The 18,821-nt window shown below is 60.7% G+C and carries 19 protein-coding genes; 18 read left to right on the top strand and 1 reads right to left on the bottom strand.

Annotated elements, in window-relative coordinates:
* Nucleotides 1-19: 19 nt before the first annotated feature.
* From DXD16_RS01145 to rsfS, 17 genes are all read left to right on the top strand, one after another.
* Nucleotides 20-1,162, top strand: coding sequence for a zinc ribbon domain-containing protein (locus DXD16_RS01145; protein ID WP_158551486.1), 1,143 nt, complete (start codon nt 20-22; stop codon nt 1,160-1,162).
* Nucleotides 1,163-1,269: 107 nt separating this feature from the next.
* Nucleotides 1,270-1,812, top strand: a complete 543-nt coding sequence (locus DXD16_RS01140) for a peptidylprolyl isomerase (protein WP_055249980.1) — start codon at nt 1,270-1,272, stop codon at nt 1,810-1,812.
* Nucleotides 1,813-1,823: 11 nt separating this feature from the next.
* The gene (locus DXD16_RS01135) at nt 1,824-3,128 is read left to right on the top strand and encodes a tetratricopeptide repeat protein (protein WP_233502548.1); all 1,305 of its coding nucleotides are present in this window, start codon (nt 1,824-1,826) and stop codon (nt 3,126-3,128) included.
* Nucleotides 3,129-3,255: 127 nt separating this feature from the next.
* Nucleotides 3,256-4,287, top strand: coding sequence for a rod shape-determining protein (locus tag DXD16_RS01130; RefSeq protein ID WP_006236061.1), 1,032 nt, complete (start codon nt 3,256-3,258; stop codon nt 4,285-4,287).
* 78 nt (nt 4,288-4,365) lie between these two features.
* The gene (mreC, locus tag DXD16_RS01125; protein ID WP_117564242.1) at nt 4,366-5,307 is read left to right on the top strand and encodes a rod shape-determining protein MreC; all 942 of its coding nucleotides are present in this window, start codon (nt 4,366-4,368) and stop codon (nt 5,305-5,307) included.
* Nucleotides 5,308-5,318: 11 nt separating this feature from the next.
* On the top strand, nt 5,319-5,885 hold the full coding sequence (locus DXD16_RS01120; protein WP_117646379.1) for a hypothetical protein: 567 nt from the start codon (nt 5,319-5,321) through the stop codon (nt 5,883-5,885).
* A 13-nt stretch (nt 5,886-5,898) separates the two neighbouring features.
* The gene (mrdA, locus tag DXD16_RS01115) at nt 5,899-7,968 is read left to right on the top strand and encodes a penicillin-binding protein 2 (RefSeq protein WP_117654838.1); all 2,070 of its coding nucleotides are present in this window, start codon (nt 5,899-5,901) and stop codon (nt 7,966-7,968) included.
* Between the two features lie 9 nt (nt 7,969-7,977).
* Entirely contained in the window at nt 7,978-9,204 is a 1,227-nt protein-coding gene (locus DXD16_RS01110; protein WP_055249988.1) for an FtsW/RodA/SpoVE family cell cycle protein, read from the top strand.
* Nucleotides 9,205-9,222: 18 nt separating this feature from the next.
* Entirely contained in the window at nt 9,223-10,152 is a 930-nt protein-coding gene (locus DXD16_RS01105) for a YcjF family protein (protein WP_117654837.1), read from the top strand.
* A 10-nt stretch (nt 10,153-10,162) separates the two neighbouring features.
* Nucleotides 10,163-12,040 (top strand): TIGR03960 family B12-binding radical SAM protein, encoded by a 1,878-nt coding sequence (locus DXD16_RS01100; RefSeq protein WP_117654836.1) that lies wholly within the window; start codon nt 10,163-10,165, stop codon nt 12,038-12,040.
* Nucleotides 12,037-12,849 (top strand): TIGR03936 family radical SAM-associated protein, encoded by an 813-nt coding sequence (locus DXD16_RS01095; protein ID WP_117654835.1) that lies wholly within the window; start codon nt 12,037-12,039, stop codon nt 12,847-12,849. Before DXD16_RS01100 ends, DXD16_RS01095 begins: the two co-directional genes overlap by 4 nt.
* A gap of 67 nt (nt 12,850-12,916) precedes the next feature.
* Nucleotides 12,917-13,291: a 50S ribosomal protein L21 gene (rplU, locus tag DXD16_RS01090; protein ID WP_035138585.1), complete on the top strand. Its 375-nt coding sequence runs from the start codon at nt 12,917-12,919 to the stop codon at nt 13,289-13,291.
* A 33-nt stretch (nt 13,292-13,324) separates the two neighbouring features.
* Nucleotides 13,325-13,582, top strand: coding sequence for a 50S ribosomal protein L27 (rpmA, locus tag DXD16_RS01085; protein ID WP_006236075.1), 258 nt, complete (start codon nt 13,325-13,327; stop codon nt 13,580-13,582).
* 84 nt (nt 13,583-13,666) lie between these two features.
* Complete coding sequence (obgE, locus tag DXD16_RS01080) at nt 13,667-15,133, top strand: GTPase ObgE (protein ID WP_199408034.1); 1,467 nt, start codon at nt 13,667-13,669, stop codon at nt 15,131-15,133.
* A 3-nt stretch (nt 15,134-15,136) separates the two neighbouring features.
* On the top strand, nt 15,137-15,814 hold the full coding sequence (gene nadD, locus DXD16_RS01075; protein ID WP_117637231.1) for a nicotinate-nucleotide adenylyltransferase: 678 nt from the start codon (nt 15,137-15,139) through the stop codon (nt 15,812-15,814).
* A gap of 86 nt (nt 15,815-15,900) precedes the next feature.
* Complete coding sequence (gene yqeK / locus DXD16_RS01070; protein ID WP_192924102.1) at nt 15,901-16,434, top strand: bis(5'-nucleosyl)-tetraphosphatase (symmetrical) YqeK; 534 nt, start codon at nt 15,901-15,903, stop codon at nt 16,432-16,434.
* Nucleotides 16,435-16,462: 28 nt separating this feature from the next.
* On the top strand, nt 16,463-16,918 hold the full coding sequence (gene rsfS, locus DXD16_RS01065; protein ID WP_035138582.1) for a ribosome silencing factor: 456 nt from the start codon (nt 16,463-16,465) through the stop codon (nt 16,916-16,918).
* A 99-nt stretch (nt 16,919-17,017) separates the two neighbouring features.
* Here rsfS and dinB read toward each other — a convergent pair whose 3' ends face one another.
* Nucleotides 17,018-18,271: a DNA polymerase IV gene (gene dinB, locus DXD16_RS01060; protein WP_117637234.1), complete on the bottom strand. Its 1,254-nt coding sequence runs from the start codon at nt 18,269-18,271 to the stop codon at nt 17,018-17,020.
* A 201-nt stretch (nt 18,272-18,472) separates the two neighbouring features.
* On the opposite strand from dinB, the gene rpsP reads away from it, so the two are divergent.
* Nucleotides 18,473-18,814: a 30S ribosomal protein S16 gene (rpsP, locus tag DXD16_RS01055; RefSeq protein WP_022094749.1), complete on the top strand. Its 342-nt coding sequence runs from the start codon at nt 18,473-18,475 to the stop codon at nt 18,812-18,814.
* Nucleotides 18,815-18,821: the final 7 nt, after the last annotated feature.

Raw genomic sequence — 18,821 nt, 5'->3', positions numbered from 1 at the left:
GCTTCGGAAAGAGGATGCCGTGATCTGCCCGCATTGCCTAAAGACCATCGAGGACGGCGCCTCGTTCTGCCCCTACTGCAACGCCTATGTGGGTCCGGGCGATGGTCCCGAGCACACCGAGTTCGTGTTCTGTGAGGGCTGCGGTGCCCGTCTTTCTCCGCATGATCGTACGTGCCCCAAATGCGGACGCCCCGCTCCGGGTATCCTCTCCAAGGACGCGGCCGCATCCGACCTGGCAGCGGGCCGCACGGCGGGCTTTCCGCGCCTAACGCAAGAGCAGATCGATACCGAGGTGCCGCATGCGCCGGCCTCTGCCGCTGCGGTGCTTTCGGACGCCGCTGACCCCAATGAGACCTGCGTGCTGCCGGCTTTCGATAAGGATTTCGGTATCCCCAAGGTCGATATTCCCACGCCCGTTTCCCTGCATGACGATGCTCAAAAACCCAAGCGCAAGGTGCACCCCGACGAGGACGCCTATCACAAGCATAAGCGTCATATTCCCAAGCCGCTCATTATCATCGCGGTCCTTGCCGTCGTGTGCGGTGGTGCCTATTGGTTCGTGACGACCGATCCCATGGGTGTTATGCCTGGCTTCTACGACCAGTTTGGCCAAGCTGCACAAACCACCTTCCCCACGCGTCAAAAGGGCGAGGCGACTGAGGACGATACCAAGCAGGGCGATTCTGCCGAGGTGGTTCAGGAAGAAACCGTGCTCACCGATGATCAGCTCTATACCAGGCTCGACGGTCTGTATCAGACCATCGTGTCCTACGCTGACGAGGACCAGATCGGCGAGGTCATCGATTCCTTTAACAACGGTTATCTCCGAACGCCGCTGTCCACCCGTCAGGAGCTGTCGCAGAGTGCCTACGCCCTGCGCGACCAGATCAAAAAGACGCAAGATGAGCTCAACAATCTTAAGTATCAGGACGATACGGTCTATGCGGACGACATCGCCCACTTAAAGCAGCTTGCCGAGTGGATGTATGAGCGCGTTGACGTGATCTGCCAGAGCTGGGATATCTCGCTGGCCATTCCCGATGGCGAGTCGATGAGTTCCCACCAAAGCGAGATCCTGGCGCCCATCGCGCAGGGTGGCAACAGCGCGCTGAACCAGTACGACGCCAATGTGGGTTCCTGGAAGCCGCAGCAGTGTTCCTAAAATTAGTTCGCCATAGTCGGCATAACCTACGTGCGCAATTGATGTAAGCCCGTGCTTATTGCTACAATTCGTACAAATATGCTTTAAACGCACGAGGAAGGAACCACATGTTTGGTTTTAAGAAAGAGCTCTACACGCCCGAGTATCAGCTTGTCGGCGACGAGTGCGCCGTAATCGAGACGTCGAAGGGTACCATCAAGGTCAAGTTTGACGGCGAGGGCGCTCCCATTCATGTCGCTAACTTCTGCGAGCTTTCCACGATGGGCTTCTATGATGGCCTTAAGTTCCATCGCTATGTGCCCGGTTTTGTTATCCAGGGCGGCGACCCCAATACCCGCGACATGTCCGGCGCCGACGTCGCTGCCGGTCTTGAGGGCCCCGACGGCATGCCCGGTACCGGTGGCCCCGGCTACTGCATCAAGGGCGAGTTTGCCACCAATCCGCGCAACAGCCATGTCGATGGCGCCCTTGCCATGGCACGCTCCATGGATCCCGATTCCGCGGGTTCGCAGTTCTACTTCTGCCTGGGTGCCCAGCATAACCTCGATTCTGGTTACACCGTCTTTGGTACCACGGTCGAGGGTCTCGATGTGATTTCGCAGCTGCGTGCCGGCGACGAGATCGTCCATGTCGAGATCGTTCACGAGTAAAGGGGACTTCCTTGAATAGCCAGCTGATCCAACAGGGCCGCGCCGCTTACCGCGCGGGTGATTTTTCTGCTGCAGCCCAGATGCTTGGGGCGGCAAAGACTCCCGATGAGATTATGGGCGAGGCCGATCACCTTCGTGGCAACGCCTTGATGCACCTGGGCATGTATGCCGAGGCCGCCGAGGCCTATGCCGCCGCCCTCAACGACGGCACCTACGGCAAGCGCGGCGCGCTGCTCACCAACCGCGGCAAGGCGCTCGCCGCCGTGGGCGACTACACGACGGCCGCCCAGGCGTTCTCAGCTGCTACGCAGGATGCTTCCTATGCCACGCCGTTCAAGGCCTATCTGGGCCTGGGCAATGCGCTGTTCCAGTCGGGCGACTATGCCAACGCGGGAACCGCCTTCCGTCAGGCTGCCATCGACGGCGCCAATCCGGCTCCTGCCGCCGCACTCGGCGAGCTCGGTCGTTGCTTCATTAAGCTCGGCCGTCCGGCGGATGCCGTGGAGACTTATCGCACGGCTATCGACTTTGCCGGCCCCCGCGACGACACGCGTGCGCTCAACGCCGGCATGGGTCAGGCGCTTTCTGCCGCCGGCCGTCCCTCCGACGCACTCGACGCCTTTAATGCCGCTACTGCCGATGGCATCTACCAGCTCACCTCCGAGCAGGCCGATGAGCTTGCCCGCGTGCAGGATTCGCTTGCCGCGCTGTCTGCCCAGACGGCTATGGCCACGGCTCCGGCGCCCGCGATGGACGCTCCTGCCGTCGATCCGCTCGATCCTACGGGCGCGACCGGTCAGTTTATGCCTGATCCCTCGGACACCGGCTTCTTTACGCTGTCCGAGTCCGAGATGGTCCAGCAGGACCGTCAGGATCGCAAGCAGGCCAAGGTCCGTCGTCGCCATCGCCATACGGGTCTCAAAGTCTTCATCGTGCTGCTTCTGCTCATTTTGATCGCCGCGGGCGGTCTGGGCTTTGCCTACACGCGCGGCTTTGGCTTCCCGTCTCAGGAGTCTGTCGTTACCGATCTGTTCCAGGCTGCCGGCGACGGTGACGCCGCAAAGGCCGAGTCTTGCCTGGCCTCGAGCCTGTCCGAGGACGCTAAGTCGATGATTATCTCCTCGATTCCGCAGGGTGCCACCGTGTCCGTCGAGGGCATGGATCAGTCCATGACCGAGACGACCGCCAAGGTGAAGGCATCGCTGTCCAAGGGCGGCGAGCAGGAGTACACCGTCAAATTCGTGCGCTCCGACAACCATATCGGCTGGGCCGTTTCTTCGCTTGATATGGATTTCTCGGCTGCTGACAACCAGTAGTGACCTTATGGGATTTAGCTTTGCCCGGCGCTTCACCGCAAGTGAGGTGCCGGGCTTGCGCTAGTATGATGAGCTAGTAGTTTTCCAGCAATCATCCAACACATCAGGAGTTGCGTTGTTTTCTTTGATGGATATGTTCTTCGGTAGCTATGCGGGCGATCTTGCCATCGACCTCGGCACCGCAAATACGCTTGTCTCCGTGCGCGGCAAGGGCATCGTCATTCGCGAGCCCTCCGTTGTCGCCATCGACAAGAACGACGAGCGCATCCTGGCGGTCGGTATCGAGGCAAAGCGCATGCTCGGCCGTACGCCCGGCAACATCGTGGCCGTTCGTCCCCTGAAGGACGGCGTCATCGCCGACTTCGATGTTACCGAGGCCATGCTTCGCTACTTTATCGACAAGGCGTCCGAGAAGCGCTATCCGTGGACTCCGCGTCCGCGTGTTGTCGTCTGCGTTCCCTCCGGTGTCACGTCGGTCGAGAAGCGCGCTGTCTTTGAGGCCACGATTCAGGCCGGTGCCCGCCAGGCCTATCTGATCGAAGAGCCTATGGCGGCTGCCATCGGCGCCGACCTGCCCGTCGAGGAACCCACCGGTTCCATGGTCATCGACATCGGTGGCGGTACCACCGAGGTTGCCGTTATCGCTATGGGCGGCATCGTCGTCTCGCAGTCCATTCGTATTGCCGGCGACGAGTTCGATCAGGCCATCCTCACGCACGTTCGTGATGCCTACAACCTGGCCATCGGCGAGCGTACGGCAGAGGACATCAAGATCAAGGTCGGCTCCGCCGTGCCGCTCAAGGATGAGCTCGACGTCGAGGTCAACGGTCGCGACGTGATCACCGGTCTGCCCAAGACCGTGCGCATCGAGAGCGAGGAGATTCGTCGCGCACTCAACAAGCCGCTCGACGAGATGGCCAAGGCCGTCAAGGACGCACTCGACGCTACGCCTCCCGATCTTGCCTCGGACCTTATGTACTACGGCATTTTGCTGACTGGTGGCGGCGCGCTGCTGCGCGGTCTCGACGTGCGCCTGCGCGATGAGACCGGCGTTTCGGTCAATGTCAGCCCTACGGCGCTCGATAACGTTGTTAACGGCTGTGCCCGCGTGCTCGAGGCCAATGCGTTTGATGGCGGCTTCGTCCAGACCAATGCTTAATTTCCAAAAGGTGGATTCCATTTGGCACGATCTTCGGGTTTCTCCACAAATCTGAATACCAAGCGACAATCAACGGGTATGCGCCCGTTGATTGTTTTCAGCCTGATTTCGGTGTTGCTGCTCACGTTTTACATCCGCGAGGGCGAGGCAGGACCGATTCATGCCGTGCGCTCGGGCGTGACGACGATTACCTCGCCGGTGCGCTTTGTGGGCTCGGCTGTGGCGGCTCCCTTCAATGCGATCGGTAACGTGTTCTCTAACCTTACGGCGTCGCAGGACACGCTTGACGAGCTTAAGAAGCAAAACGAGGAACTGACCTCTAAGGTTGCCGAGCTCTCCGAGGCTCAAAAGACCGCCGAGCGACTGGAGGGGCTGGTCGGCCTGCAGTCGACCTACAACCTCAAATCAACCGCAGCTCGTATCGTCGGCGCTTCGGGCGATGCCTGGACCTCGACCGTCACCATCGATAAGGGTTCTGCCGACGGTCTTACCATCAACATGCCTGTGACGAGTTCTGCCGGTGTCATAGGCCAGATTATCGAGGTATCGGCCAAGACGTCCACCGTGCGCCTGATTGGCGACGAGAACTCGGGCGTGTCCGCTATGGTGCAGGACACGCGCGCCCAGGGCATGCTGCAGGGTCAGGCTGACGGCACGCTGCGTCTTGAGTACGTGAGCGTCGACTCCGACGTTAAGGTTGGCGACATCATCGTGACCTCGGGCATTGGCGGTGTGTTCCCCAAGGGTCTACCGCTCGGCACCGTCTCGTCGGTTGAGAAATCGGCAAACGACGTGTACTACACCATTGTGGTGCGCGCCCAGACGACGGCCGAGAACAACGAGGAAGTGCTGGTCATTACCTCGCTGACCGACGAACAGTCGGCCTCGGATGAGGACGTGAACACGGCCAACAGCACGCCGCAGGGAACGTCGCGCGATGCTGCGACCAAGACGAAGGACGAGAGCCCGGATGACAGTTCCGACACGTCCGAGACGACCGATTCCGGCTCGAGCGAATAGGGGGCATGTCCATGGATCTACATGAGCAGGGGATGAGCTCCCGCACGTTTGTAATCGCCGCCATCGTGTGCGTGCTGTTGCAGGCAGGCCTGGCACCGCAGATCTCCATTGCGGGCGGTCGCGTCAACTTTATGATTATCCTGGTGTGCCTAAGCGTGTTCTCGGGCGACCCGACCCGTGCCGTCGTGTGCGGTTTTTGCAGCGGCTTGTTCTATGACCTTTCCGCTGCCGTGCCGGTGGGCGTTATGTCGCTCCTGCTGACCGTGGGTTCTTTTGCCCTGGTGCATAGCGCTGCCGGTCAGACGGGCGGTACCCCGAGTGCGCGCGGCATCACTGTGGGCGCCTTCGCGTTCGTCATTAATGTGATCTACAGCATCATCTTGCTGTTTATGGGTTTGGAGACGAGCTTTGTCGTGGCGATCTTCGGCCATGCACTGCCGTCTTCGATCCTGACGGGTCTGGTTGCCATTCCGTTTTTGATGTCCGGCGTCGTGCCGCAGTCCGGTTATGGATTCTCCGCACGTGGCGGACGCCAGACGGGCATGCGCTTTAAGCCCAAGACCCGTAAGCTCAAATAGGGGAGGCTCGTAGATGTCTTCCCAGATGACGGTTATTATCGCCGGTATCGTGCTGGTTGTGGCCATCGTGGTCGCACTGGTCATCATGCGTCGCGGCGATTCTCGTTTTACCTACGATACGCAGCATGGAACGGCCCCGCGCGCCACCGAGGGCGAGGGCAATACCGCGGCGACCGCCTTTAAGGGCCGCTTCTCCATCCTCACCACGGGTGTGGGCGCGATGTTCGCGGCGCTTGCCGTCAAGCTGTGGGGCATGCAGATGGTCTCGTCGGACTATTACGAAAAGCAGGCTAATAGCAATCAGACGCGCACCGTTACCACACCCGCTGTGCGCGGCCGCATCCTCGACCGCAATGGCGTGGCACTTGTCCAGAACCGTCCCTCACTTGCTGTCGTGGCCTACCGCGACCTTGCCGAGGATGAGGTTCTGGTTCGCCATCTTGCCAACGTGCTCGGTATGCCCTACGTGGCGGTTCTGCGCAATATCCAGGACAATTCCGAGGGCGCTCAGAGCCTGCATACCATCGCGACGGACGTCCGTCGCTCCACGGTTGCCTATATTCAGGAGCACGCCGGCGAGTTCCCGGGCGTCAAGATTGCCGAGCGTACCGAGCGCCAGTATCCATATGGCGAGACGGCATGCCATATCTTGGGCTATACCGGCACCATTACCTCCGAGCAGCTCGAGGCCCAGAATAAGAAAACCTCTGGTGATGATGATGCTTCTGCTGGCCTGATTACGTACCAGTCGGGCGATATCGTGGGCCAGGCGGGTGTTGAGAGCTACTACGAAAACCTGCTGCAGGGTATTCGTGGCGAGCAGACCGTCAAGGTCGATGCCTCGGGCAATGTGACCGGTCAGGCCGGCGCCGTGCCCGCCAAGGCCGGCTCCGACATTAAGCTCACGCTCGACCTTAAGATCCAACAGGCCTGTGAGACGGCGCTGGCGAGCGCCATCGAGCTTGCCAAGACCACTGGCTACAGCAATGCCGGCAACGGCGCTGTGGTGTGTCTCGATCCCAACAATGGCGAGATCCTGGGCATGGCGAGCGAGCCCAAGTTCGATCCGTCCGTCTTTATCGGCGGCGTCTCAAATGACGTGTGGACCGAGCTCAATGATGACAAGGGTTCGCACCCGCTGCTCAACCGCGCCATTAGCGGACAGTACATGTCGGCCTCGACCATCAAGCCGCTCTCGGCACTGGCCGGTCTTGAGTTTGGAACCTACACTTCAACGCAGACAACCAACTGCACGGGCTATTGGACGGGCCTGGGCAAGGCTTGGGGCAAGCGCTGCTGGCTGACGTCTGGACACGGCACCATGACGCTGCAGTCGGGTATTGCCAACTCGTGCGACCCCGTCTTCTACGATATGGGCAAGGCGTTCTTTTATGACGAGCAACATTCCGAGGGCCTGCAGGAGGTCTTTCGTCGCTGGGGCCTAGGCAAGACCTGCGGTATCGATTTGCCGAGTGAGGGCGCGGGCCGTATTCCCGATGCCGAGTGGAAAGAGTCGTACTTCACCGACGCCTCTGCCGAGGACCGCAAGTGGAATGCCGGCGATATGACCAACATTGCCATCGGCCAAGGCGACATCCTGGTGACGCCCCTGCAGATGGCGTGCGCCTATATGGGTCTTGCCAACGGCGGCAAACAGTACGTGCCTCACGTGTTTTTGTCTGCCGTGTCGCGCGATGGCGACGGCGATGCCTATAAGTACAACGGCAAGGGCAAGAAGAAGCGCCTGGAGGCCAAGATCAACAGCGATTCGGATTTGGCTCTTGTTCGCAACGGCATGCACGACGTGATTTACACGGCATCGACGTCCCTGGCGGCTCACTTTGGCACCCTGACGCCGCAGGTATACGGCAAGTCGGGCACGGGCGAGAAAAGCGGCGAGGACGAATACGCGTGGTTCTGCGCCTATGCACCGGCCGATGATCCCAAGTATGTCATCGCTACTGTCCTGGAGCAGGGCGGCGGTGGCTCAGATACCGCGATGCATGTCGTGCGCGATGTGCTCGGCGTGATTTATGACGAGCCCGATACCTCTTCGGCCTCGGGCGATTCTTCGGTTCGATAGGAGGTTGCGATGGATTTTTCTCCGGCGGATCTGTTCCGTTCAACCAAGACCGGCTCTCGCAGCAGCCTGGACCGCGTCAACAAGCAACTTTCGGCCTCGCGCGGTACGTTTCGCCAAAAGGTGCATATCGGTGTGCTGCTGGCTACCGTCGCGCTCGTTGCCTATGGCGCCATCATTATTTGGTCGGCTTCGCAGTTTAAGGCCGATGCCTCGTTCTCACGTCATCTTCTGGGAATTGGCATCGGGGCGGTGCTGGCGGTGCTGGTCTGGCGTACCGACCTGCGCGGTATTTCCAATTTCTCGACGGCGTTGCTCGTCATCGACCTGATCGTTATCTTCTCGCCCAAGATTCCGGGTCTGTCCTATACAGGCGGTCTAGGCATGACGGGCTGGATCAAGATTCCCGGTATCGGCTTGACATTCCAGCCGGTTGAGCTTGCCAAGCTCATCACCATCTTCTTTATCGCCACGCTTGGCTCGCAGTATAACGGCCGCATCGATACCGTTCGCGACTACGTCAAGCTCTGCGGCATGCTGTCCATTCCGTTTTTGGCCGTCGTCGCCATGGGCGACCTGGGCTCGGGCCTGGTCGTGCTGGTCTCGGGCGCTATTGTCATCTGCATGAGCGGTGCACGCCGCGAATGGGTGCTGTCGACCCTGGCCCTGCTCGTGGGCCTGGTGGCCCTCGTCCTGGCGCTCGATTCGGTCTTTGATTCGTTGCTCGGCCACGATGTGCTCATCAAGCAGTATCAGATGAACCGCCTGACGGTCTTTATCGACCCCGATAATGCCGATTCGGACGATGCCTACAACCTGCAGCAGTCGCTTATCGCCGTTGGCTCGGGTGGCTTCTTTGGTAAGGGTTTGGGCCACGCAACGCAGTCGGCCGGCGGCTTTCTGCCTGAGTTCCATACCGACTTCGTCTTCGCCTTCCTGTCCGAGACCTTTGGCTTTTGCGGTTCCTTTTTGCTCCTGTGCCTCTACGTGCTGCTGATCTTTTCGACGATTCGCGTCGCCTTTAAGTGTGAGTCGCTGTTCTTGCGTCTTTCGTGTGTGGGCATCGTTGGCATGTGGGCGTTCCAGACCTTCGAAAACATCGGCATGTGCATCGGCATGATGCCGATTACCGGTATTCCGCTACCGTTTATTAGCTTCGGTTCGTCTTCGATGATGATTCAGCTGCTGACGGTGGGTATCGTACAATCCATATGGCGGCATCGTTCGGGCGCCGCGTAACCGCTGGAGGGGTTTGCTATGAAAATTCCCGTAGATAAGCTGACCCGCGCTTTTAAGATGGGCGCGTCCGTTAAGAAGGATTCCGATACGCCGGTGCGCGTCTCGGTCTATTTGGATTCGTCCGCCTCGCGCTTTCTGGCCGAGACGGTGCGTGACGCCTTTGTGCCGCAGACGACCTCGGGCATTGTGCGCGTCGAGCGTCTGGGGGAGGAGCGAATTGCTCCAAAGACCGATACCGATGTGGTGCTGGTGCTCTCGTGCGGCTCCGACCGCTTGGAGAGTGCCGTGCAGGAGCTCGTGATCGCCGGCGCCCCCGTGTGCGTGCTTGCCGAGTCTGCTGTGGAGGTGCCGTTTATCGAGGAGTCCACGCCTATGCTCGGCGTGGTAGCGGCAACCGATAAGACGTATCTGCTCGAGACGCTTGCCCGCTGGATTCTCGATCGCACCGAAAAGGAAACGGCTTTTGCGGCGAACTTTGCCTTTATGCGCATCGCGGCGGCCAATCGTATCATCACCTCGTGCGCGCTCACCAATATGGCGACCGGTGCGTTGGTGTTTTTGCCGGGCGCCGATTATCCCGTTATGGCGCTGGCTCAGGTGGGCATGCTCTTTGAGCTCGCTGCCGTCTTTGGACGCGGCATTAAGCCTGAGCGCGGCTACGAGGTCGCGGGCGTGCTTGCCGGCGGTCTTGTGATCCGCGCGGTCACCCGTGCGCTCGTCAAGCAGACGCCGCATATTGGGTTTGCCGTCAAGGCGCTCACTGCTGCCGCGGGCACCTATGGCATGGGCCGTGCGCTCGTTTCGCTCTACGAGCGCGATGTCGACTACAGCCGTGCCAACGAGGTGGTCACTGCCACGTTCTCCCGCGTTCGCGATCTGGTGACCACGGTCGCGGGCGCTACCCGTCCTATGGCGTCCTATGAGGACGCATCCGATCTCGCTGCTTAGGGGTTTTCCGTTGCGCGTTCCGTATCAAGACTGTTTTCATTTAATTGAGCCGCTGCTCGCCAAGGTCGAAAAGCCGAGTCGCTATATCGATCACGAGTGGGGCACGCTTTCAAAGGCCGATGCCGACTATCGTTGCTGCCTGATCTATCCGGATGTGTACGAGGTTGGTTTGCCCAACCAGGGCATCGCCATCCTCTACAACATCCTTAACCAGGCCGAGGGCATCTCCTGCGAGCGTGGCTATGTGCCGTGGCCCGATATGGGTGACGCCATGCGCGAGGCGGGTATTCCCCTGCTGTCGCTCGAAGGCGCTGCCCCCGTCGCTTCGTTTGATATTGTCGGCCTGCATGTGCCGCACGAGATGGCGGTGACGAACTTCCTCGAGGCTCTCGATCTCGCTGGCATTCCGCTGTTAGCGGCCGACCGAGGCGAAGACGACCCCATCATCATCGCCGGCGGTCCCTCGGTGTACAACCCCGAGCCGTACGCGGCCTTCTTCGATGCCGTCCTCATCGGCGAGGGTGAGGAATCGCTGCTCGAGACCTGCCAGCTGCATCGCCGCCTGCGCGACGAAGGAGTCCCGCGCGCGCAGATTGTTGAGCAGCTTGCATCCATTGCCGGCAACTACGTGCCGTCGCTCTATGAGGTGCGCCATGACGAGCCCTGCTCGCCGCATGGCTACACCGTGCCGCGTGAGGGCAAGGATGCGCCGACCGTGGTCTACAAGCGCGTCGTCGAGGATTTCGGTGCCACGAATCCGCTGTCGCAGTCGTGCGTGCCCTATGCGCAGCTGGTCCACGACCGCCTGTCTATCGAGATCCTGCGCGGCTGCGCCCGCGGCTGTCGTTTTTGCCAGGCCGGCATGACGTATCGCCCGGTGCGCGAGCGCTCGGCCGACCAGATCGTCTCGTCGGTGATTCAGGGTCTGGAAAAGACCGGCTATGACGAGGTGTCGCTGACCTCGCTCTCCACGACCGACCACTCCTGCATTCGTGACGTGCTCGGCAGGCTCAACCGTCGCCTGGAGGATACGGGTATTCGCGTGTCTATTCCGTCGCAGCGCCTGGATTCATTTGGCGTGGATATGGCCGAGTCGGTCGCCGGCGAAAAGAAGGGCGGCCTGACGTTCGCACCCGAGGCCGGCAGCCAGCGCATGCGCGACATCATTAACAAGAACGTGACCGAGGAGGACCTGGACCGTGCGGCCAAGGCGGCCTTCGAGGCCGGCTGGAACCGCATGAAGCTCTACTTTATGATGGGCCTTCCCGGCGAGCGCGACGAGGACATCGTGGCCATTGCCAACCTGGCCGATCACGTGCTGGAACTTGGCCGTTCCGTGGTGCCCAAGGCGCGCCGCGGCTCCATCTCGGTGTCCATCTCGGTTTCGGTCTTTATTCCCAAGGCTGCCACGCCGTTCCAGTGGTGCCCGCAGCTCGACTACGACGACGTCAAGCGTCGCCAGAAGCTGCTTATCACGAGCGTTCGCAACCGTGCCGTCCGCGTGCATTACCACGATGCCGAGACCTCGCTCATCGAGGCCGCGCTCTCCCGCGCCGGTCGTGACATGACGCCCGTCATCATCGATGCTTGGCGCTCGGGGTCTCGCTTTGACGCCTGGGTAGAGCATTTCTCGCTCGATAACTGGAAGGAGGCTGCTGCCAAAAACGGCATCGACCTCAATGAGCTCGTGCACCTGCCCTACGAGTTGGACTGGCGTCTGCCGTGGGAGCATGTGAGCCCCGGCTGCACGCGCGGCTTCCTCGAGCGCGAGTACCGTCGCTCGCTCGAGGGTGTCACGACTCCCGACTGCACCCGCACGTCGTGCACCGGCTGCGGAATCTGCCCCACGCTCCACGCCAAGAATGTATTGATGGGTGATCGCGCATGAGTGAGCGCCTGACCGACAGCCCCACGCTCTTTAGACTTCGTGTTCGCTATGGCAAACGCGATCGCCTTAAGTACCTGGGCCATCTCGAAGTAATCCATACCATTGAGCGCATCGTGCGCCGTGCGGGACTTCCCTATGCCGTCACGCAGGGCTTCTCTCCGCACATGCGCGTGGGCTTCTCTTCGGCGCTACCGGTGGGTACGTCGTCGGCCTGCGAGTGGTATGACCTGTTTATGACCGAGTTCGTGGCGCTCGACGAGGCGTTTGGGCGCCTGGCTGCGGCCTCTCCGGCCGATCTGGCGCCCATCGAGGCGGCGTACATCGACGTGCGCACGCCGGCGCTCACGGCTCAGCTTACGCGTCTGTCGTACCGTATCGACTTGCACCTGGACCCCGAAGCCCCCGTGAGCGCCGACGAGGTGCGCGCTGCGATTGACACGCTGCGCGCGGGTCATGGTATTGACTATGCGCGCGGCAAAAAGAGCAAGCGCTTAGACCTTGACCACACACTGGTGGGCTATGAGATCACGGCGGGGGAGCGTCCGGACCATCTGGTGCTCATGCTCGACACCCATGCCGACAACGAGGGCTCCATGCGTCCGGAGATTTTGCTTTCTGCTGCTGATGTTTTGTTGCAGGGCTTGACCCCGGGCGTCGATGCACCTATTGTTTCCACCGGTATGCAAGACCTCGTGACCATCTGCTCCTACGATGTCGAGCGTCAGAATCAAGCATGCGAGGACGACGAGGGCCGACTCGTCAGCCCCATACCTGTGCGAACTTGTGGATTTGCTCCACATACTCGTTGACGGGGGTATTTTCGCCTGCTACTATATTCGGCTGTTGCACTAACTGATGCATGAAGGGCAAGTAAACATGTACGCAATCGTTAACACGGGCGGCAAGCAGTACAAGGTCGCCACCGACGATGTCATCACCGTCGAGAAGATCGAGGGCAATGAGGGCGATAAGGTCACCCTGCCGGTCATCTTCCTCAACGATGGTAAGAAGATCGTCACCGATCCCGACAAGCTGGCCAAGGCCAAGGTTACCGCTCAGATCGTTGAGCAGTTCAAGGGCGAGAAGCAGCTGGTCTTCAAGTTCCACAAGCGTAAGCGCTATCGTCGTCTGAAGGGTCACCGTCAGCAGCTCACCAAGCTGAAGATCGTGAAGGTCCAGGCTACGTCCCGCGCCAAGAAGGCTGTCAAGGCAGAGGCCGAGGCTGTTGCCGAGGCTCCCGTCGCCGAGTAGATTACACTCGTAACGAAAGAGTAGGTATACACAATGGCACACAAAAAAGGACTCGGTTCCTCCCGTAATGGCCGTGACTCCCGCGGTCAGCGCCTTGGCACGAAGCGCTATGCCGGCCAGACGGTAACCACGGGCACGATTCTCGTCCGTCAGCACGGCACGCACATCCACCCGGGTGAGAACGTTGGCCGTGGCAAGGACGACACGCTGTTCGCGCTGGTCGACGGTACCGTTGAGTTCCACAAGGGTATCAAGCACAGGGTCAGCGTACGCCCGCTCGCGAACGCGTAATTCACCCTTCATAGAGCACATATGTGGGAGGCACTTGAGTTTTAGGATTCAAGGGTCTCCCTCTTTTTGTAGGAGGCGATTCTGTTGTCACAGTTCACCGATATCAGCCGCATTAACGTGTGCGGCGGCGACGGCGGAGCCGGATGCATGTCGTTTAGGCGCGAGGCATTTGTCCCCAAGGGCGGCCCCGATGGCGGCGACGGCGGTCGTGGCGGCAATGTCGTCATCCAGGCCGATGCTCAGCTGTCTTCGTTGATCGATTACCGCTTTAAGCATCACTTCCGCGCCGAACGCGGCACGCACGGGCAGGGTGCCCGTCGTAACGGCAAGAGCGGCGAGGACCTGATCCTGAAGGTTCCCATGGGCACCGTGGTGCGCGAGCTCGACCCCGAGACGCAGACCCCGATGTTCGAGATTGCTGACCTGGTGCACGATGGCGAGCGCGTTGTCGTGGCGCCCGGCGGTGCCGGTGGCCTGGGCAACACGCACTTTGTGACGTCGGTGCGCCGCGCGCCCGCGTTCGCTCAGCTGGGCGAACCGGCCGAGGAGCACTGGATTGAGCTTGAGATGAAGCTTATGGCCGATGCCGCACTCGTGGGCTTCCCCTCGGTGGGCAAGTCCTCGCTTATCGCGCGCATGAGTGCCGCCCGTCCCAAGATCGCCGACTATCCGTTTACAACGCTCGTGCCGAACCTCGGCATGGTGCGTGCCGGTGAGTATTCTTACGTCGTTGCCGACGTTCCTGGTTTGATCGAGGGCGCAAGCGAGGGCAAGGGCCTGGGCCATCAGTTCCTGCGCCACATTGAGCGCACGGCGCTCATCATGCATGTCGTTGACATGACGGGCGGGTTTGAGGATCGCGACCCGGTTGAGGATTACCGTATCATCAACCGTGAGCTCGAGCAGTATGGCGCCGAGCTTTCGGAGCGTCCGCAGATCGTCGTCGCCAACAAGTGCGATGCGCCGGGCACGGCCGACAAGATTGCCGACCTCAAGCGTGCGGCACTCGACGACGGCCATATGTTCTTTGCCGTGTCCGCCGTGACGGGCGCCGGCCTCAACACGCTGATGCTTGCCGTGGGCGAGCAGGTGGCTAAGCTGCGTGCCGAGTTGGCGGTCTCCGCTGAGCCGGTCGATCTGCGCGACGAGGAGTGGGAGCGCCGCCGTCTGCAGCGCGAGAAGCGTTTCCGCATTGTCCAGGAAGAGCCCGGTGCCTTCCGCGTGGTCGGTCGTGCCATCGAGCGCATGGTCATCCAGACCGACTGGGAAAACGAGGAAGCCGTCATCTACCTGCAGCATAAGTTTGCGCGTATGGGTGTTGACGACGCGCTCGAGAAGGCCGGTTGCCGTGCGGGCGACGAGGTCCGCATTTGCCAGCGCGCCTTTGACTTTGAGGGCGCTGAGGACTTCTCGGAGTACGAGGAGCTCGAGGACGCTGGTGAGGACGTTGCCGTTGAGGCCATTGACGTGGCCGATGCTGCGGATGAGGGCGTCGAGGCTATCGATGCGGCTGATGCCGCGGACGATGCCGAGACCTCGGAGGGCGAGTAAGCCATGTCGCTGCGCGGTGGAATCGGTTTGCCCGAGCTGCCCATAAAAGAGGGCAAAGAGTTTCGGCTTGGCATTATGGGCGGCACATTCGACCCGATTCATTACGGGCACCTGGTGACTGCCGAGCAGGCGCGCGAGTCGCTCGACTTGGACGCCGTGCTCTTTATGCCGGCGGGCTCTCCCGCCTTTAAGCTTGACAAGCCGGTGACGCCTGCTGAGGACCGTTATGCCATGACGGTTCTCGCCACCGCCGCGAACCCGGCCTTTTTGGCGAGCCGGTTCGAGATTGACCGTCCGGGCGTAACCTATACGGCCGATACGCTTCATGCCCTTCGCGACTTTTACCCGCCGCAGGTAAAGCTCTACTTTATTACGGGCGCCGACGCGATTATCGATATTGTGACCTGGCATGATGCCGAGCGAATCGCTGAGCTTGCTACCTTTATTGCGGCGACGCGACCGGGTTTTGATATCGATACGGCGCGTGCCCGAATCAAAGAGTCGGGGCTGCCGTTCGATGTGCGCTATATTCAGATTCCGGCGCTGGCGATCAGCTCGACGAACATTCGTAAGCGAGTTGCCCGCGGCATGAGCGTGCGCTATCTTACGAGCGAGTCTGTGCTCGGCTACATTCGCAAGCGCAGGCTATATGCCGATTTGGGCCAAGAAGATTTTGAGTGATGGGGGCTACGTTGTCGGTAGAGGATCAGTTTGAGGGCGATGAGCGCGCGCTGCTCAAGCGCATTCAAGAGCTGCTCGATGTTCGCATGAAAGATAAGCGCAAGCGCTATGTGCATTCGCTGGGTGTTGCCGAGACCGCACTTCATCTGGCCGAGGTCTACGGCGTTGACCGCTTTGATGCGGCTGCCGCCGGCTTAATTCACGACTGGGACAAGGTTCTTTCCGATGACGAGCTCGTGGCCCGCGCGCTTCACTATGGCATCAAGGTTGCCGGCTCTCCTTCCGCCGCGACGCCGCTTTTGCATGGCCCTGTTGCCGCCTATGAGCTTCCGCAGCTTTTTCCCGAGCTGTCGCCGGCTGTTTTCCAGGCTGTCGACCGTCACACCGTGGGTGCCTGCGACATGACGCCGCTCGATATGGTGGTCTTTGTGGCAGATGCCATCGAGCCCAACCGCCACGGCGACTATGCCCATGCGCTGCGCAAGATGGTGGGGGAGTCGACGCTTGACGAGTTGTTCTTCTCCTGTTTTGCGCAGGGTCTGGTCTATGTGATCCAGTCCGGGCGCTATCTTTATCCCACGGCTATTACGATTTACAACCATTACGCCCAGCTGCGCTAGCTCGGGTGTGTCTAGAAAGAGGTATTCCATGGCCGACGAGACCATGACTGACGAGCAGATTCTTGAAGGTGTGGAGCACAAGAGTTTCGTTGCCACGTCCGACCGCACCGCCGCCTCGCTGTCCGCGAGCGGTGTCGCCGCCGAGGATGTCGCCCGCGCCGCCGCGCAGGCCGCCTACGACAAGAAGGGCGAGGACGTGCAGGTGCTCGACCTGACCGAGCTTTCCGACGTGTGCGACTACTTTGTGCTTGCCACCGGTACCAACAACCGCCAGGTCGATTCGATCGTCGACGAGATCGAGGAGAAGGTCGCCGAGGCTTGCGGCGAGCATCCGTTCTCCATCGAGGGCCGCGAGCAGAAGACCTGGATGCTCATGGACTACGGCTCGGTTGTCGTCCACGTCTTCACTCCCGAAGCCCGCGACTTCTACCGCCTAGAAAAGCTCTGGGGTGACGCCCCCCAGCTCCCCCTCAATCTCCTCTAGTAGCTCATTTGATACGGGGCTTTTTAGCTAGCTTCGCGCATTTCGCCGGGCAGTTGCGGTTTTCCGCACCTGCCCGGCTTTCTTTTTGCCTAAAGGCGGTTAATCGTTGAAGCGGGATTGGCGGCCGAAAGATAGGGCGGTGTCGCCGAACTTGTCTCGGACGGCGTCGATAGCGACCGAGAGGTCGCGACGGTCGCTTGATTGGGCTCCGCGGTCGTCGACTTCGCAGAACAGGTCGGTCTGGATGCCGCCTTGGTGGTCGAAGTCGCTCATGCCGATGCCCGCTAAGCGAACATGCATGCCTTCCTGCCAGATGTTGTCGAGCAGTTCGAGCGCAACCGCCACAAAGATGTTCTCATCGTCGGTCGGATGAGGCAGCCGGCGCTGTGCCGTACGCCCGCTGCCATACGAATACTTGAGCTTGAGCGTTACCGTGCCGCCCGTCAGTCCCTGACGGCGCAGGCGGCGTCCAACTGACTCGCCCAACAGTGCAATCGCCGCTTCGATGTCTCCGCGCTCAGTTAAATCTTTCGCAAAGGTGCGTTCATTGCTGACCGACTTGATCTTGCGCTCTTCATCGAGACTCGTGACTTCGGAGATTTCAAGTCCCAGCGCACGCTGACGCATACGTTCGCCGTTGACGCCAAAAATAGAGGCCAAGGTGGATTCCGGCGCGCGTGACAGCTCGCCGAGCGTGTAGATGCGCATACGGCGCAGTCGCTCCTCGGCCGAGCGCCCGATGCCGCTCATGGCAGATACCGGCAGCGCGGCCAAAAAGCGCTGCTCGGTTCCGGGGCGCACGATGGTCAGCCCAAACGGCTTATCCCGCTCGCTTGCGATCTTTGCGACCGTCTTGTTGCAGCCCACGCCAATGGAGCACGTCACTCCCAGCGCTGCCACACGGTCGCTTATACGCCGTGCAACCAGCAGTGGGTCCTCGGGCGCAAAGCGACCCGGTGTGATATCGATAAAGGCTTCGTCGATGGATACGCGCTCAACGCGCGGCGTCTCCTCGGCAAGAATCGCCATGACCTGCGCGCTCACCTCGCGGTAGCGATCAAAGTGCCCGTGCGTCCAAATGGCTTGCGGGCACAAGCGCCGCGCCTCAGCCGAGGCCATGGCAGAGCGCACGCCAAAGCGACGTGCCTCATACGAACACGTGGACACGACGCCACGCGAATCGGCGTCTCCGCCCACGATGAGCGGCTTTCCGCGCCATTCGGGATGATCGAGCATCTCCACGCTCGCAAAAAACGCATCGAGGTCCATGAGGCCCACCGCCGAACCCGTCCAGGGAGGCGGTGTGACGCCCATGGCATCCTCATAACCGTATGTATGTTCGCGTCTTTCCATGTCATGAGTATACCGCGTAGCTCATGTGGGGTGCGTGTATGTGCTTGCAAATCCCGAATTCTTGTCTAAGATATGGATTTGCCCTCGACTACACCGAAGAAGTTGGTCTCACGGACTTCACCTGCCCGCGTCGATGGCGTATTATATTCAACTGTTTGTTTGTAGTTGCAGCCTAAAGCTGCTTGGTTGGAGGAGTTTCCTTTGGCAGTCAAGATTCGCCTTGCTCGTCACGGCGCTAAGAAGCGTCCGTACTACCGTGTCGTCGTCGCCGATTCCCGCGCCCCGCGTGACGGTCGTATCATCGAGGAGGTTGGCCGCTACAACCCGATGACCGCCCCCAAGACCATCAACCTCGACCTCGAGAAGATCGCCGACTGGCAGTCCAAGGGCGCTCAGCTCACCGACGCCGTCGCCGCTCTGGTCAAGGCCGCCAACGAGGGCGAGAAGACCGAGACCGTCGTCAAGAAGTCCAAGAAGCAGCTCGCCAAAGAGGCCGAGGCCGCTAAGGCTGCCGCTGAGGCCGCTGAGGGCGCCGAGGAGTAAATCGTGC

The organism is Collinsella sp. TF11-5AC, assembly GCF_003436775.1.
GTDB lineage: Bacteria > Actinomycetota > Coriobacteriia > Coriobacteriales > Coriobacteriaceae > Collinsella.
Note: the sequence above shows the minus strand (reverse complement) of the source record. Positions and strands in the feature narration are given on the sequence as shown.